Below are 15,602 nucleotides of genomic sequence, written 5' to 3' on the forward strand. Positions count from 1 at the left end.
TTTTTATGTTCAGGATGAACAGTATGCATGATGACATGGCCGCTTTTTGACAGCCATGTCATCACAGTATTAATAAATCCATGTATGTCGAGGTGAAATAATGACGTGTTCAGGATGAATAGTATGTCATGATCACATGGCCGCTCTTTGACATCGCGGCATTAATACATCCATGTATCTCGATGTGAAAGAATGACGTGCTCATGATAAAGGGGATTAAAAAATGCCCACATTAGGTAACACAAGCGTAACCAGCAATTAGCTAGTTAGATTGACGATTAAGAGAAATATATTAAATGCTATATCTGGCGATTATTTTTTTAAGTGCTTTTTTATTATTCCAAGTACAACCCCTTATTGCTAAATTGATTTTGCCATACTTTGGCGGTGGTTCAGCTGTCTGGACTGCATGTTTATTGTTTTTTCAAGCTTTTCTATTATTAGGATATTTTTACGCTCACTGTTTAACACAAGTTAAATCTGTCAAAAAACAATTAATTATTCACTCGGTCTTTCTACTTGTCAGTGTGTTATTTCTTCCTATTGGCATTCAAGATTGGGGTGATATATCACAGACAAGTTCGCCACTTCAAAATATTCTACTGTTATTAACAGTATCGATAGGGTTACCTTATTTTATTTTGTCGTCAACGGGCCCGTTAATACAGCGATGGTTAACTTATATCGAAATAGGAAAACTCCCTTATCAATTGTATTCATTATCCAATGTAGGTTCTTTGCTGGCGTTAATCAGTTTTCCTTTTCTATTTGAACCGCTGCTAACCACAACTCAACAATCAAATTATTGGACGTTCGGGTATGGTTGTTATGCGTTACTACTGGTAACGTTATTATTAAAAATGTCAAAATTAAGCTTTACTTCTGTTGAGCAAAGTACTCAGCAAGCGTTGGATAAAAGCGTCGTAACAACCACATTATTGGATAAAGTTTTATGGATAGCGTTAGCCATGGTTGGTGTTATTTTATTAGTGGCGTCCACCAATGCTATGACACAAAATATTCCCCCTGTGCCTTTTTTATGGATAGTGCCGCTGTGTTTATACCTACTGACTTTTATTATTAGTTTTCACAGCTCTAAGTGGTATGTCAGAGAATATTGGTTTGCGCTATTTGTACTCACGGCTTGTTTAGCTTTGTTGATGTACTTTATTGGCTCGCAACTCGACATTATTTCACAAGTGGTTATTTACGCTTGTATATTATTTAGTGCGTGTATGATTTGTCATGGGGAATTAGCACGTTTAAAACCGCAAGTTCAGCAGTTAACTTTGTTTTACTTATTTATGTCATTGGGTGGCTTTTTAGGTAGTGCCTTTGTTGCTTTTATTGCGCAAAATATCTTTGATCAATTTTTAGAGTTTCCTTTAGCCATTATTAGTGTCTTTGTTCTTTTAGCTTTGAGTATTTATTCACAAAGAAATACGGCAATAAAAACACAAACTTGGTTGGTAGCATCTAATCTTATTTTAGCGGTCAGTTTTACCGTGGGATTGTTTTATCTTAATACGCTTTTTGTTAAAACTAATGTGGCAAGTGAACGCAATTTTTACGGAATTTTAAGTGTTAAAGATGTAGTAGTTAATAATAAAGTGCAACGTCGTTTGATTGATGGAACAACATCACACGGTACGCAATCATTAGAGAAAGGCAATGAAAAAACGCCATTAAGTTACTATAGAAAAAATACCGGTGTTGCTCTTGCACTTGAGCAACTGACCAAACAAAGACTACAAGAGGGGAGTGCTCAAAATATAAATGCCGGATTTGTGGGCTTGGGCGCAGGTACCTTAGCTGCTTATGGTAATAAAACTGATCACTATATATTTTATGAATTAAACCCTGCGGTTATTTTTGCCGCTAATAACTATTTTAGTTACTTAAAAGATTCTGCTGCCAACATTGAAGTGGTTTTAGGTGATGGTCGGGTTAGCTTAACGCAACAATTTGAACATTCTGGGAGTCAACAGTTTGATGCCTTAGTCATTGACGCCTTCTCGGGTGATTCCATTCCACAGCACTTATTAACAAAAGAAGCATTGCTGCTTTATTTTAAGCACCTAAAAAAGGATGGCGTATTAGCGATACACATTTCTAATTCACACCTGAATTTAATACCTTTAGTACGTGGTTTAGCCGATATATTAGATAAAAAAATTGTTTATGTAGAAACGCTAGCCGATAAAGAAAATGAACATAATGTTCAGTGGGTGCTAGTAACAAATAATGAATTTTTTCTGAATGATGTGCGCATTAAAATATACGCGAGTGCCTGGCCAATGCCAAATGTTGGCGAAAAGAGTCGTATAATATGGACCGATGATCACAGTGATTTATTATCAGTACTCAAGTAAACATTAAATATCTTGTCGAGTGAATGTCATCGACAAGATAATTAAGCCGTTACTTTACCAGCTCCCTTGATTCTCCATACTCAACCAAGGCTCTTGAGGGGCTAATGCGTCATCTTTTTGCAATAACTCAATAGATATGCCGTCTGGAGATTTTACGAAAGCCATATGACCGTCACGAGGCGGACGATTAATAACAACGCCTGATGCCATTAGCGCCGCACAAGTTTTATATATGTCAGCAACCTCAAAGGCTAAATGACCAAAGTTTCTGCCAACGGTATATTCTTCTTCAGAATCCCAGTTATGGGTCAGTTCAATTTCAGGGCCGCCAACTTCTGTCGCAAGAAAAATCAACGAAAACTTCCCTTTGGGTACATCGACACGTTTTGTTTCAATGAGCCCTAGCTGATTAATATAAAAATTGAGTGACTTATCTAAATCATGTACGCGAACCATTGTGTGTAAAAATTTCATTTTGTACCTGTTTTGTATTGTTAGCTAATAAAAAGTAATGATTTACAAACAGCAAAAACTTCATCTGTTGTTTAGATAATAATTCATTTACCATTACATTAATTGCCACTATAAACAGAAAGTATTTTATTTACTATGCTAATTAAAAGCGAATATCAGTAAATACACCCACTGAAAAATAAAATGACATTATCAATAGTTTATTTTATATTATTATGTAGTCTGTTAACAATATTACAACAAATTAATGACATGATAAAAATAATACCACTCACATATAGCTTGATTATCTGTAGTCTCCTATGGCCTATTATTAGCCAAGCTACAGAAGTATCAATGGCTTTTAGTAAAGAAATTCCTCCTTATATTTTTGAAGATGATAATAGTGGAATCGAAATAGATATTATTAAAGCCGCCTTAGCTCATAAAGGGCATACGTTAAAGCCAATGTACTTTCCATTAGGACGAATTCCTTATGCTTTCACCAATAATTTAGTTAATGCAGTCATGGGAGATATGGGGGTAAACTTGAAATCACAAGGCGGTTTTTATGCCAAGGCAGCTGTAATCTATGACAATGTATTTATTACTTTAAAGAATAAAAATATTTTACTGGAAAGGCCTAAAGATTTAGATTCGTTGAATGTGGTTTCTTTTCAAGGAGCAGATAAACGCTACCCTAAATGGCTAAAAAAAGTAAAAGAAGACAGTAGGTTTTATGGCGTTAGCGACCAACTAACACAAGTGAAGTTACTGTATTTTGGGCGCTATGATGTGGTAGTAAGCGATCGTTATATCTTTAGATATTTTGTAAAGAAACTTAATTTAATGCATGGTCTAGATAGCCAAGAAATTACCGAGCACAAACTTACTATAGATAAACCAATGGACTATCGTCCCGTATTTAGAGATAAAAAAATTCGAGATGATTTTAATTTAGGGTTAACTAAAATCAAGGAAAGTGGTGAGTTTTTGCGGATATACAACAAGTATATAAATTTATAACTAACGGCTATACACTGATAATAACTGAGAACGAATTAACTGGTTTTCTCTTTAAAACTACATAAATCTTCTATTATACAAGAACCACAACGGGGGGTTCTTGCTATACAAGTATAACGACCATGCAGAATGAACCAGTGATGCAAGTTATAAAAAAACTCTGTTTTTCTTGGTGTGTTTTTAATAATATTTTTTTCGGTTTCTTCAACTGTTTTCCCTTTCGCATAACCGGTACGATTTGCCAGTCTTTGAATATGGGTGTCTACTGCAATAAAGTACTTACCTTCGTTATCTTTTAGTTGGCCAAAAGCAGTGTTTAAAACAACATTTGCTGTTTTTCTGCCAACCCCAGGCAAGGCTTCTAGTGCCGCTCTTTCTTTGGGGACTTCGCCATTATGTAAATCAACTAACATTTGGCATGTTTTTAGCGTGTTTGCCGCTTTAGTATTAAATAAACCAATTGTTTTTATATAAAACTTCAAGCCATCAAGGCCTAAATCAAGTATAGCTTGAGGGGTATTAGCAACAGGATAAAGCTTTGCTGTGGCTTTGTTAACACCAACATCAGTCGATTGTGCTGAAAGCAGCACAGCAATAAGCAACTCAAAAGGTGAAGAAAAATTAAGTTCAGTGGTTGGGTGTGGATTATTGTCTCGTAACCGAGTTAATATTTCTAAACGTTGTACTTTATTCATGGCGTTATTCTTTTATTATTATTTTTCATCAAAATTGACACGAACTCGTTCAATTTCCTTACTTTCTGTTTTAGGCTTAGCGGCTGCTACTCGATCATCAATGGCGTTTTTTAAAGCTATAAATAAGCCCATGACGATAAAAGCACCTGGGGGTAGTATGGCGAGTAAAAATTGACTATCGAGGGTGTATACTTCAATACGTAATATACTTGCCCATTCGCCAAGTAATAAATTAGCGCCATCAAACAGCGTTCCTTGGCCAAGTATTTCTCTTACTGCACCCAACAACATCAATATTAATAAAAAGCCTAAGCCCATCATTAAACCGTCAAAGCTTGCTTGTTTAATTGGGTTTTTAGAGGCATATGCCTCCGCTCTACCAATAATGGCACAGTTAGTAACAATTAAGGGTAAGAATATGCCAAGTGATTGATATAAGCCAAAAGTATAGGCATTCATTAATAATTGCACACAGGTAACAAAAGAAGCAATAATTAAAACAAAAATAGGGATCCTAATTTCTTTAGGTACCCATTTTCGTATTGCCGATACGGTAGTATTTGAACAAATTAGAACAAATAAGGTCGCTAAGCCCAAACCAATAGCATTGGTTAGGGTCGATGTTACGGCTAATAATGGACACAATCCTAAAAGCTGTACTATACCCGGATTGTTCTTCCATAAACCTTGCCAAGCTAATTCTTTATATTCATCGTTAATTTTCATGACGATTAAGCTCCCTTAGCAACATCTTGATTTGAACAATTACTCGCTGCTTCAAATAATTCATCTTGGTGAGCGTTAAAATAATTAACGGATTTACGTACTGCTTTGACCACAGCACGTGGGGTTATTGTCGCGCCGGTGAACTGGTCAAACATGCCGCCATCTTTTCTTACTAACCAACGATTATCATTTTTATCAATGAGCTTTTTACCGGTAAAACTATTGATCCAATCACTTTTTTTCTCTTCAATTTTATCGCCTAGTCCAGGCGTTTCTTGGTGTTTTAATGTTCTAACACCGCTTATGCTACCATCGATATTGATGGCAACAATAAGCTCTATATTGCCACTGTATCCATCTGGTGCAACGGTGGTAATTGCTGCAGCAACAGGGCTATTATCATTTCTTGCACGGTAAACTTTTGGTGGGTTAACTGTGCCTAATGCCTCGTTAGGTAAAATGAAGCAGTCTTTATAGATAACATTGTTGTAGCTATTTTTGGCAATGATACTGTTTAAATTACGTAATAAGTCTTGTTGTTGCTGCAAGATAATTTGATCTTTGGTGAGTGAATGAACCACGCCAACAATTGCCGTGCAAGCAATAGCAAATAAAGCGAGGATCCTGGCATTTTTACTGACTGCACTGGTAAGAGAAAGGACCATTATTCTTTGCCTGCTTTACTTGATGAAATATTATGCCCATAAGTACGGGGGCGTGTGTATTGATCTATTAGTGGAGCAGCCATGTTACAAATTAGCACTGCAAACGCGACGCCATCAGGGTAACCGCCGTATTTTCTAATAATAAAGACTAAAAAGCCTGCTAATGCGCCAAAAACGATTCGGCCTTTAATACTAGTAGCGCCGGAAACTGGGTCCGTTAAAATAAAGAATGCGCCAAACATACATGCACCATTAAACCAATGGAAGAGTGTTGAAGCGTTAGTATCTTGGCTATATAAAAAAGCAATTAATGAACAAACAAATATGCTTGCTAAAAAGCTAACGGGTGTTGCCCAATGAATTGTTTTTTTGCCTATTAAAAATAGACCACCGAGTAAAAACCCAGCACTAACCCATTCCCAACCCACTCCAAAATTTTCACCAATGACGGGACTTGTCATACTTTCTGCAATGTTTAAGCCCAGTGTTAGGTTTGTTTTTACCGTATCTAGGGGGGTTGCCATGGTATAACCGTCGACATGTGTTCTTAGTTGCTCAACAGAATAGCCATCAATGGTAAAGCTACTAAAGATTACAGAGAGTGTATCAACAAAATTTAACGGTAAGGTCATTAGTTCAAGTGGCGGTAACCACGATGTCATTTGTACCGGAAATGAAATCAATAGCATGACATAAGCTGCCATTGCAGGGTTGAAAGGGTTATGACCTAGACCACCGTATAGTTGCTTTACGACAATAATGGCAAAAGATACACCGATAACAGTGATCCACCACGGCGCTATGGCGGGTAAACTAATCCCCAGTAATACCGCCGTTAAAATAGCGCTGCCATCAAATAGTTGCGCCTTGATATTTTTCTCCCGTAAAGATAAAACGGTAAATTCTGCTATTAATGCGGTGATCACAGCGAGTGATATATGGATTAAATTACCCCAGCCAAAAAAATACCACTGGGCAAATACACCGGGAATAGTGGCGTAAATGACCATACGCATTATTGATGATGTTTCACTTTGAACATGATTATGTGGTGAGCTTGCTATCCAAAAGGCCATAATTTTACGTCAACTCTGATTTTACGGGTTTGTTGGTTTTTTCTTCGCTAGTATTAGCCGTTGATTTTGATTGTTGCTGGGCAAGTTTACGGGCTTTCGCCTTTGCAATTGCTGCAGCAATTTTAGCTTTTTTATCATCAGCTGGAACGAGCATATCAGCCTGGTTTGCTTGTGCGTCGGTATCGATGACAATGTTATTATCAAGGGTTAAGTCGCTATCATCTGCGCTATTGTTATTTTTTTCAGCTAGCTTACGGGCTTTAGCTTTTGCAACCGCCTTGGCAATTTTAGCTTTTTTATCATCAGCTGGAACGAGCATATCAGCCTGGTTTGCTTGTGCGTCTGCTTCGATAACAATGTTATTATCAAGGGTTAAGTCGCTATCATCTGCGCTATTCGTATTTTTTTCAGCAAGCTTGCGGGCTTTAGCTTTTGCAACCGCCTTGGCAATTTTAGCTTTTTTATCATCAGCAGGAACGACCATGTCAGCCTGGTTTGCTTGTGCGTCTGCTTCGTTAACAATGATATTATCAAGGGTTATGTCGCTATCATCTGCGCTATTCTTATTTTTTTCAGCTAGCTTACGGGCTTTCGCCTTTGCAACAGCATTGGCAATTTTAGCTTTTTTATCATCAATTGCCGGTGGAACATCTCCCAGCGCACTTTGTGGTTCTGATTTATAAGTTGCCGTATTTTGTTGAGCTGCTAGCTTTTTCGCTTTCGCTCTTGCAATAGCTGCGCTCACTTGACTTTTTTGTTCATTTTCTACCGATGGTGCTTCTGTCTGTGCAGTGACATTTTCACTACCTTGGGTTTGTTGAGCTTTTTTTGCTTTAACTCTAGCTAAGGCGGCAGCAACCGCTGATTTTTCTGTTTTTGCTTCGCTGGTACCTGAGTTCATCCGCGCTTTACGTGCTTCTGCTGCTGCTTTATGTTTTTCTTCTCGTGCTATTTTATCTCTGGCTAAACGCTCTTTTCGTGCTTCAAATCTTACCTTTGCATGTTCAGCTTTTAGATCAAGTTGTTTTTGTTGACGAATTTCAGATTTTGCTACTCGGTAATAATGCACCAAGGGGATCTGGCTCGGACAAACATAGGCACAAGCACCACATTCAATACAATCAAATAAGTTTAATTTATCAAGTTGTTGGTGATCTTTTGCTTTAGCGCTCCACTGTAACTCTTGTGGTAACAATTGGCTGGGGCAGACATCACTACACTGGCCACATCTGATACACTCAACCTCTTTTGTGCCGGTTGAATAAGGTGATGATATTTCCTGCTCACTCGGTGCAAGTATACAATTGGTTGTTTTTACAACGGGAACTTGATCTGTGGGTAAGCTATAGCCCATCATTGGACCACCCATAATGATATGCTTTTTATCTTTATTGGGGTAACCACATTGTTCGATCAAGAAGCCTACGGGGGTGCCGAGTAATGACCAGACATTCTGTGGCTTCTGTAAAGCTTGGCCACTGACAGTGACCACTCTCTTAATTAATGGAATATCGTTTATTACCGCATCAGCTATCGCAAAGCAAGTGGCAATGTTTTGCATAACAATACCCATAGAACTTGGGAAAACGCCTGAAGGAACCTCTTGACCTGTTAATATTTGAATTAACTGTTTTTCACCGCCAGTAGGATATTTAGTTGGCACTACACACACTTGAATTCTTTCATTATTAGCGGTTGCTTGCTGAAGTACTTTTATCGCTTCAGGTTTATTATTTTCAATACCAATGAGGATATGTTCTGGTGAAAGAAGACGGTCAAGTATATTAATGCCATCAAGAATTGATGGGCTGTGCTCGCGAATTAATAAATCGTCAGCACTAATATAAGGTTCACATTCAGCGGCATTAATAATAAGGAATTGTATTTTGTCTCTAGTACTTATTTTAACTTGTGTAGGAAAACCAGCACCGCCCATGCCTGATATACCGGCTGAGGAAATTTTATCAATTATTTCATTATGGCTTAATTTACTTACATCAGTACATATATGACGTTCTTGCCATGTATCTTCTCCGTCTGGCTTAATAAATAAGCATAATTCGCTTAGGCCTGAGGGATGAGCAATAACGGCATTTTTAATGGCAGTAATAGTGCCACTCGTAGGAGCGTGAATAGGAACAGCCATAGGATGCATACTCTGGGTGAGTGCTTGCCCCTTAAGTACTTTATCACCTACTTTTACCCGTAAATCTGCAGCAATACCTATGTGTTGCTGTAATGGCAGTATTAGCTGTTCAGGTATGCTAACCGCTCTGATAGGCTTATCAGTGGTTAAGAACTTCTGTTCTGGTGGATGTATACCGCCATGAAAAGTCCAAAAATTAGCGCGCTTTATACGTTCAATAACTGATCCCACGAATCCTCACCTAATCAAGCTGTACCACAGGTATATTATTAAGATCCCATTGCCAGTTTTGTGGTGTTTTAGCGATAGGTATCATTATTATGCAATCAACCGGACAAGGGTCTATACATAAGTCACAGCCAGTACATTCGTCGGCTATTATAGTGTGCATCTGTTTGGTCGTACCTAAGATTGCATCAACAGGACAAGCTTGAATACATTTAGTACAACCAATACAGTCTTCTTCAATAATAAAAGCAACTTTAGGAGAATTGTCTGTATCATGGTTTTCGTCAAGAGGTGGTGGTTCAACCCCCATTAAGTCTGCTATTTTTTTGATGGTATCTTCGCCGCCAGGTGCGCATTTGTTAATAGCCTCACCGTTAGCGACTGCTTCAGCATAAGGTTTACAACCGGGGTAACCGCATTGGCCACATTGCGTTTGTGGTAAAATAGCATCAACCTGCTCGGCAAGAGGGTCGCCCTCAACGTGAAATTTTACAGAGGCAAAGCCAAGAATGGCGCCAAAGACTAATGCCATACAGCCAAGTACTAGTATTGCTAATAGGGTGGTCATTACAACTTCACCAATCCAGTGAAACCCATAAAGGCAAGTGACATTAAGCCAGCGGTTATCATAGCGATAGCGGAACCTTTAAAAGGTTTTGGGATATCAGCATTAGCAAGTTTTTCGCGCATCGCTGAAAACATAATAAGTACAAGAGAAAAACCGACAGCCGCGCCAAAGCCATAAACAATCGACTCAAGAAAATTATGTTGCTCATAAATATTTAATAAAGCAACACCTAATACCGCGCAATTAGTGGTAATCAAAGGCAAGAAAATACCCAGTAAACGGTATAAGTTGGCACTGGTTTTATGTACGACCATTTCGGTAAATTGTACAACAACAGCAATGACTAAAATAAACATCATAGTTGTTAGATATTCGAGTCCCAGAGGAGTAAGAATATAGGTATTTACGATGTAGCTGAGTAACGAAGCAATAGTCATTACAAAGGTGGTGGCAAATGACATACCGATTGCAGTTTCAGTACGTGAAGACACCCCCATAAATGGGCATAAACCTAGGAACTTTACGAGAACAAAGTTATTGACTAATACTGTGCTAACTAACAGCAGTAGATAATCTGTCATTTGAAAATTAATTTTATGAGATAATTCACGCTATTATCCGACTTTATTAGCCAGATGACAACCGCTCAATGCCTTAATTTTTATTGCATATGCACTATCTTCTTGCCATGCTTGGCCTTTATTAAGATGGAACGTTTAGCTTTAAGTTATACTCAATTAAATCGCTTCAGGCTTTCCTAAATAAAAACCTTGGCAACCATCGATAAATAATTTTTCTAAAGTAAACTTTTCTTCTTGGCTTTCAACACTTTCAGCTAGAACAGTGATACTGAGACGATGAGCAAGATCGACCATTAATCTGATGAAGTACTGGTTGTTTTTATCATCATCAATATCACGTGTATAAGTACTATCCATTTTAATAAAGTCAGGTTTAAGGTCGCGGAAAAATTTAAAAGAGGTTAAACCCACACCAAAACGCTCAACAGTAATACGAGAACCGACTCTGTGGATCATATCAATAAAACGCTTACTGGTTTTAATGTTTTGTTGGAGGCCGTATTCCGTTATCTCAAAGATCAATTTCGCAGCAATAGTTGCTTCTTTCAATAAACGACGTTCAAGCCAAATTAAAAAATGTTCGTCATGAATACTACGTGAACTGATGTTGATGCCAAAAAATTGGTCATGTAAATTTTTTGTTTTAATTTCACTGATCACTTTTTCGATAATCATTTTGTCAACAGCCATCATTTTATCAAGCTTTTCCGCCATAGCTATAAAAGAAGCGGTGGGTAACATTTCATCAGTTGAATTTAAAAAGCGGGCAAGAATTTCACCATAGACTTTATTGTTACGGCTATTAGGTTTTATCGGTTGGACAAGTAATTTAACCCGTTGGTTTTCTAATACGCTGTCTATTTCTTGACGCCAATTTTGGTTGCCATAATTCGCACTAGAGCTATGTAAAATGTCACTGTCGCTTTGCGAATACCAAGAATTTAGTTGTTGAGTTTGTGCAATACTGATGCCGGTATCAGCGAGTGCCAGTAATTCGCCAAGTGGTTTGTCTTTCTCGAAATAGACTAACCCAGTGTAGCCAACTGAATCTAAATCTGATGATTGTTGGTAAGCGTTAAACTTACTGGATATTTCATTCGCAGCGTTTTCAGCTTCTTTTAATGTTACGTTAGGAAGCAAAGTGGCAAAGTCAGAACTATTAAGTCGATAAACATTTGCACCTCGGTAGGTTGCAGTAACGCTTTTGATAATGTCGGCAACTTTGCAAATATAATTATCACCTTCACTGTAACCGTGTATTTGATTTATCGTTTGCAGTTCAGAACAGCGTGTTATCGCTAAGACACCAAATTCAACCTGGTTTTCATCATTAGCAAAAAACTGAATAAAGCGATTACGGTTTTCTAATTTTGTAAGAGGTTCTATATAAGCTTGCTTTTCAAGTGCACTGGCATCATTAACATGCGCGGAAAGTAATGCCTCGACTTTTTTTAGTCCATGAGTTAATTCAGGCATGTCGATAATTTCATCACCAGCCTCAAGTTTATTCATCGATATAACTTGAGCAATACCCTGTTTTATTTTGTTGTTAACCACAAAAACAAGCTTTTTAGTGTGTTTAACACTTAACGTACAAGCAATAACAATAATGATAAGGCTGGCTAAAATAGATACCAGCATTATTTTAAAGATCAATGTCGCGGCATCATTACTGTTTATTTGATAACTAACGGTCGTATTAGATGGGTGAGTAAATACGACTATGGGTGGGGAAATATAAGAGACAAGCAGGTTGGTGTTTTCTACTTTATAATTAACTATTTCTTTGTTTTGTTGTTGTAGGGAAAATAATTGAAAATCAGCTAGATTAACTAAGTGTTTAACTTGTTCTAATTGGTTGGTCTTATCTGATGCGTCGATAATAGCTGAAATAGAGTTTTGCATCATTAATTGCTTACTCGAGAGTGAGGTAGCAAAGAAATAACTCACCATAACAACAATAAGAATATTAAAAAACATCCCTAAAATGACGTTGCGCATTAATAATTGAGAATAGCTATACATAATATGTTGATTTACTGAAAAGTTAGGCCTACTTCAATTTATAGCATGCTTGATAAAAAATTACTAACTTACTGTTATTTAGAGCGATATATAATGTAGGCGTTAATGAGTTCTATAACTTAAGGTTTTATTGCTTATCCTATCAATTAGGCTTGCGATTCGGCGGTAGTCGCTATATAATTGACCTAGCTTAAATATAACAATATTTCACTGAAATTAATTTTTTGGCTATTGCTTAAAGCAAAGTTAGAAGATAATTTTATATTGTTGTATCGATTTGACGGCTTATTTTATAAGTCACTAGGTTAAATCAACATCGTGGGTTCAGTGTAATAAGCCCCGCGTATTGGGGCTTTTTCGTATCTGGGACATTTGTTCAGCACGATAAGCTTTAAGAATTGCTGGGCTATAAGCCCTTTTTTTGTATCTGGATGTTGATACATGAAGACAAAGTAAGATTTTATTTGGAGAAAATGATTGGCTAAGTTTGAACATAAATTAACAGACATGTTACGTCCTGCTGTTGAAGAAGTTGGTAAGGAATTATTAGGCATTGAGTATATTAGTGCTGGTAATAACTCAGTATTACGTTTGTTTATCGACCATGAGAATGGCATTGATGTTGATGATTGTGCTGAAGTTAGCCGTCAAGTAGGCGCTATTCTTGACGTTGAAGACCCTATCGGCAGTGAGTTTAATTTAGAAGTTTCGTCACCCGGTTTAGACCGACCGTTATTTGATAAACCACACTATGAAGCAGTGATTGGTGAAATTATTGAAGTAAAATTATCTATACCATTAAACGGTCGCCGCAAATTTAAAGGTCGCTTAGCTGCCGTTGAAAACGATACTTTAGTAGTAACGGTCGACAGTGAAGACTATGAATTAGTGCTTGGTAATATTGTTAAGGGCAATTTGGTTTTTAATCATAATAAAAAAAGCTAAGCAAATAATAACAATAAAATAAAAATACGTAGTTGTTCAACGTCATTACATAAATAGTTGAACTGTTCAGAAACGATTAAAAAGGCTAAGTAGCATGAGTAAGGAAATATTACTGGTTGTAGATGCCGTATCTAACGAAAAAGCATTACCCCGTGAGAGCATTTTTGAAGCAATGGAAACCGCTTTAGAAACAGCAACAAAGAAAAAATATGAAGGTGACATTATTGTTCGTGTTGCTATTGACCGTACTAATGGTGAATTTGATACTTTCCGACGTTGGTTGGTTGTTGCCGATGACGCCGTAGCAGAAAACCCATTTGCAGAAATGAGTTTGTCAGCTGCACAGTACGACAATGAAGAGTTGCAGTTAGGCGATTACATTGAAGATCAAATTGAATCAGTTAAATTTGACCGTGTAACTACGCAAACAGCAAAACAAGTTATTGTTCAAAAAATTCGTGAAGCAGAACGTGCTCTTATTGTTGAAGCTTACCAAGAACAAATTGGCGAACTAGTGACAGGTGTTGTTAAAAAAGCCAGTCGCGATAGCATCATTATTGATTTAGGTAATAATGCAGAGGCGGTTATCTACCGTGACGATATGTTACCTCGTGAAACATTCCGTCCAGGGGATCGTGTTCGTGGTTTGTTATACGAAATTAAAACAGAAACGCGCGGCGCACAATTATTAGTGACTCGTTCTAAGCCTGAAATGTTAATTGAACTTTTCCGCGTAGAAGTGCCAGAAATTGGCGAAGAGATGCTAGAAATTAAGGGCGCTGCTCGCGATCCAGGTTCACGTGCAAAGATTTCTGTAAAATCTAATGACAAGCGTATTGACCCAGTAGGTGCTTGTGTTGGTATGCGTGGTTCACGTGTGCAAGCCGTTTCAACTGAGCTTGGTGGTGAACGTGTTGATATCGTTTTATATGACGATAACCCAGCACAATATGTTATCAACGCAATGGCTCCAGCTGAAGTTGCATCAATTATTGTTGATGAAGACAAAGGCACCATGGATATTGCGGTTGAAGAAGGCAATTTAGCGATGGCCATTGGTCGTAGTGGTCAAAATATCCGTTTAGCTAGCCAATTAACTGGCTGGGAATTAAACGTGATGACTGTTGCTGACATGAACGAGAAGCATCAAGCCGAAAACGATAAAGTTATTTCATTGTTTACAGATAACTTAGATATCGATGATGATTTTGCTAACTTATTAGCAGAAGAAGGTTTTGCTACGTTAGAAGAAATCGCTTACGTACCAGCAGCTGAAATGTTAGAAATTGACGGTATGGATGAAGATATTGTTGAAGCGCTTCGTGAACGTGCCAAAGCGGCATTAACGACTCGTGCATTAGCAAGTGAAGAATCTCTTGAAAATGCAGAACCAGCAGCTGATTTATTAGCGCTAGACGGTTTAGAACGTCACTTAGCATTTGTATTAGCAAGTCGTGGTGTAATTACCCTTGAAGACTTAGCTGAACAAGGCGTTGACGAAATTGCCGATATTGAAGAATTAGATGAAACCAAAGCGGGCGAGTTAATTATGGCTGCGCGTAATATTTGTTGGTTTAACGAAGAATAATTCCCGGGAGAATATAGTAGATGTCAAACACAACTGTAGCAGAACTTGCTCAAGAAATTGGTACACCGGTGGACCGCTTAGTTAGCCAATTGGCTGACTCTGGCGTGAATAAATCCGCGACCGATTCCGTATCACAAGATGAAAAAGAAGCATTGTTAGACCACTTGAAAAAGCAACATGGTGACGACTCAACAGCCGGACCATTAAAAATGACGCTTAACCGTAAATCTAAATCAACGTTAACGATGGGACATGGCAGTAAAGCTAAGTCAGTTAATGTTGAAGTGCGTAAAAAACGCACTTATGTTAAGCGCAGCGAAGTTGAAGAACAACAGCAAGCAGAAGCTGAAGCTAAAGTAGCAGCAGAAGCTGAAATTGCCGCTCAAGCAGCTGCTGAAGCAAAAGCAATTGCTGATGCTAAAGAAGCAGAAAATGGTAAAGCAGTTGCTGCAGCAAAAGCTGAAGCAGAAGCTGAGCGTAAAGCAGCGGCAAAAGCCGAAGCCGAAGC

At 37.8% G+C, this 15,602-nt stretch carries 14 protein-coding genes; 5 read left to right on the forward strand and 9 right to left on the reverse strand.

Going from position 1 to position 15,602, the window contains the following annotated elements; genetic code table 11:
- Window positions 1-296: 296 nt before the first annotated feature.
- Window positions 297-2,372: a spermidine synthase gene (locus H4J70_RS12630; RefSeq protein ID WP_182251220.1), complete on the forward strand. Its 2,076-nt coding sequence runs from the start codon at window positions 297-299 to the stop codon at window positions 2,370-2,372.
- A gap of 54 nt (window positions 2,373-2,426) precedes the next feature.
- Here the strand turns inward: H4J70_RS12630 and H4J70_RS12635 are convergent, their stop codons facing one another.
- Window positions 2,427-2,846 (reverse strand): VOC family protein, encoded by a 420-nt coding sequence (locus H4J70_RS12635; RefSeq protein WP_182215458.1) that lies wholly within the window; start codon window positions 2,844-2,846, stop codon window positions 2,427-2,429.
- Window positions 2,847-3,182: 336 nt separating this feature from the next.
- Here H4J70_RS12635 and H4J70_RS12640 point away from each other — a divergent pair, with 336 nt between their 5' ends.
- Window positions 3,183-3,851 (forward strand): ABC transporter substrate-binding protein, encoded by a 669-nt coding sequence (locus tag H4J70_RS12640; protein WP_182215456.1) that lies wholly within the window; start codon window positions 3,183-3,185, stop codon window positions 3,849-3,851.
- Between the two features lie 35 nt (window positions 3,852-3,886).
- On the opposite strand, the gene nth is transcribed toward H4J70_RS12640, so the two are convergent.
- The 8 genes from nth to H4J70_RS12680 form a co-directional block, all read right to left on the reverse strand.
- On the reverse strand, window positions 3,887-4,546 hold the full coding sequence (gene nth / locus H4J70_RS12645; protein WP_182215454.1) for an endonuclease III: 660 nt from the start codon (window positions 4,544-4,546) through the stop codon (window positions 3,887-3,889).
- Window positions 4,547-4,564: 18 nt separating this feature from the next.
- Window positions 4,565-5,272, reverse strand: a complete 708-nt coding sequence (locus H4J70_RS12650) for an electron transport complex subunit E (RefSeq protein ID WP_182215452.1) — start codon at window positions 5,270-5,272, stop codon at window positions 4,565-4,567.
- 5 nt (window positions 5,273-5,277) lie between these two features.
- A complete protein-coding gene (gene rsxG, locus H4J70_RS12655; protein WP_182171345.1) occupies window positions 5,278-5,937 on the reverse strand; it encodes an electron transport complex subunit RsxG in 660 nt (219 codons plus the stop codon).
- Window positions 5,937-7,013 carry an electron transport complex subunit RsxD gene (rsxD, locus tag H4J70_RS12660; protein ID WP_182222697.1) on the reverse strand — a complete coding sequence of 359 codons (1,077 nt, stop codon included), beginning with the start codon at window positions 7,011-7,013 and terminating at the stop codon, window positions 5,937-5,939. The genes rsxG and rsxD overlap by 1 nt, the downstream gene beginning before the upstream one ends.
- Window positions 7,014-7,017: 4 nt before the next feature.
- Window positions 7,018-9,390 carry an electron transport complex subunit RsxC gene (rsxC, locus tag H4J70_RS12665; RefSeq protein WP_182251221.1) on the reverse strand — a complete coding sequence of 791 codons (2,373 nt, stop codon included), beginning with the start codon at window positions 9,388-9,390 and terminating at the stop codon, window positions 7,018-7,020.
- A gap of 10 nt (window positions 9,391-9,400) precedes the next feature.
- Complete coding sequence (rsxB, locus tag H4J70_RS12670) at window positions 9,401-9,955, reverse strand: electron transport complex subunit RsxB (protein WP_070376178.1); 555 nt, start codon at window positions 9,953-9,955, stop codon at window positions 9,401-9,403.
- Window positions 9,955-10,536: an electron transport complex subunit RsxA gene (gene rsxA / locus H4J70_RS12675; protein WP_070376179.1), complete on the reverse strand. Its 582-nt coding sequence runs from the start codon at window positions 10,534-10,536 to the stop codon at window positions 9,955-9,957. The genes rsxB and rsxA overlap by 1 nt, the downstream gene beginning before the upstream one ends.
- A gap of 156 nt (window positions 10,537-10,692) precedes the next feature.
- Complete coding sequence (locus tag H4J70_RS12680) at window positions 10,693-12,561, reverse strand: EAL domain-containing protein (RefSeq protein WP_182230482.1); 1,869 nt, start codon at window positions 12,559-12,561, stop codon at window positions 10,693-10,695.
- Between the two features lie 477 nt (window positions 12,562-13,038).
- On the opposite strand from H4J70_RS12680, the gene rimP reads away from it, so the two are divergent.
- The 3 genes from rimP to H4J70_RS12695 all read left to right on the forward strand — a co-directional run.
- The gene (gene rimP / locus H4J70_RS12685; protein ID WP_070376181.1) at window positions 13,039-13,506 is read left to right on the forward strand and encodes a ribosome maturation factor RimP; all 468 of its coding nucleotides are present in this window, start codon (window positions 13,039-13,041) and stop codon (window positions 13,504-13,506) included.
- A 94-nt stretch (window positions 13,507-13,600) separates the two neighbouring features.
- Window positions 13,601-15,094: a transcription termination factor NusA gene (gene nusA, locus H4J70_RS12690; protein WP_070376182.1), complete on the forward strand. Its 1,494-nt coding sequence runs from the start codon at window positions 13,601-13,603 to the stop codon at window positions 15,092-15,094.
- A 20-nt stretch (window positions 15,095-15,114) separates the two neighbouring features.
- The coding region (locus H4J70_RS12695) for a translation initiation factor IF-2 associated domain-containing protein (protein ID WP_182251222.1) at window positions 15,115-15,602 on the forward strand (488 nt) is incomplete at its 3' end.

The sequence above is a fragment of the Colwellia sp. BRX8-9 genome (assembly GCF_014077245.1).
In the GTDB taxonomy this organism is placed as follows: Bacteria; Pseudomonadota; Gammaproteobacteria; order Enterobacterales; family Alteromonadaceae; genus Colwellia_A.

What these genes read in the sequence shown, in the direction of transcription:
- H4J70_RS12630 (WP_182251220.1), top strand. Translation starts at nt 297, where the DNA reads ATGCTATATCTGGCGATTATTTTTTTAAGTGCTTTTTTATTATTCCAA.
- H4J70_RS12635 (WP_182215458.1), bottom strand. Translation starts at nt 2,846, where the DNA reads ATGAAATTTTTACACACAATGGTTCGCGTACATGATTTAGATAAGTCA.
- H4J70_RS12640 (WP_182215456.1), top strand. Translation starts at nt 3,183, where the DNA reads ATGGCTTTTAGTAAAGAAATTCCTCCTTATATTTTTGAAGATGATAAT.
- nth (WP_182215454.1), bottom strand. Translation starts at nt 4,546, where the DNA reads ATGAATAAAGTACAACGTTTAGAAATATTAACTCGGTTACGAGACAAT.
- H4J70_RS12650 (WP_182215452.1), bottom strand. Translation starts at nt 5,272, where the DNA reads ATGAAAATTAACGATGAATATAAAGAATTAGCTTGGCAAGGTTTATGG.
- rsxG (WP_182171345.1), bottom strand. Translation starts at nt 5,937, where the DNA reads ATGGTCCTTTCTCTTACCAGTGCAGTCAGTAAAAATGCCAGGATCCTC.
- rsxD (WP_182222697.1), bottom strand. Translation starts at nt 7,013, where the DNA reads ATGGCCTTTTGGATAGCAAGCTCACCACATAATCATGTTCAAAGTGAA.
- rsxB (WP_070376178.1), bottom strand. Translation starts at nt 9,955, where the DNA reads ATGACCACCCTATTAGCAATACTAGTACTTGGCTGTATGGCATTAGTC.
- rsxA (WP_070376179.1), bottom strand. Translation starts at nt 10,536, where the DNA reads ATGACAGATTATCTACTGCTGTTAGTTAGCACAGTATTAGTCAATAAC.
- H4J70_RS12680 (WP_182230482.1), bottom strand. Translation starts at nt 12,561, where the DNA reads ATGTATAGCTATTCTCAATTATTAATGCGCAACGTCATTTTAGGGATG.
- nusA (WP_070376182.1), top strand. Translation starts at nt 13,601, where the DNA reads ATGAGTAAGGAAATATTACTGGTTGTAGATGCCGTATCTAACGAAAAA.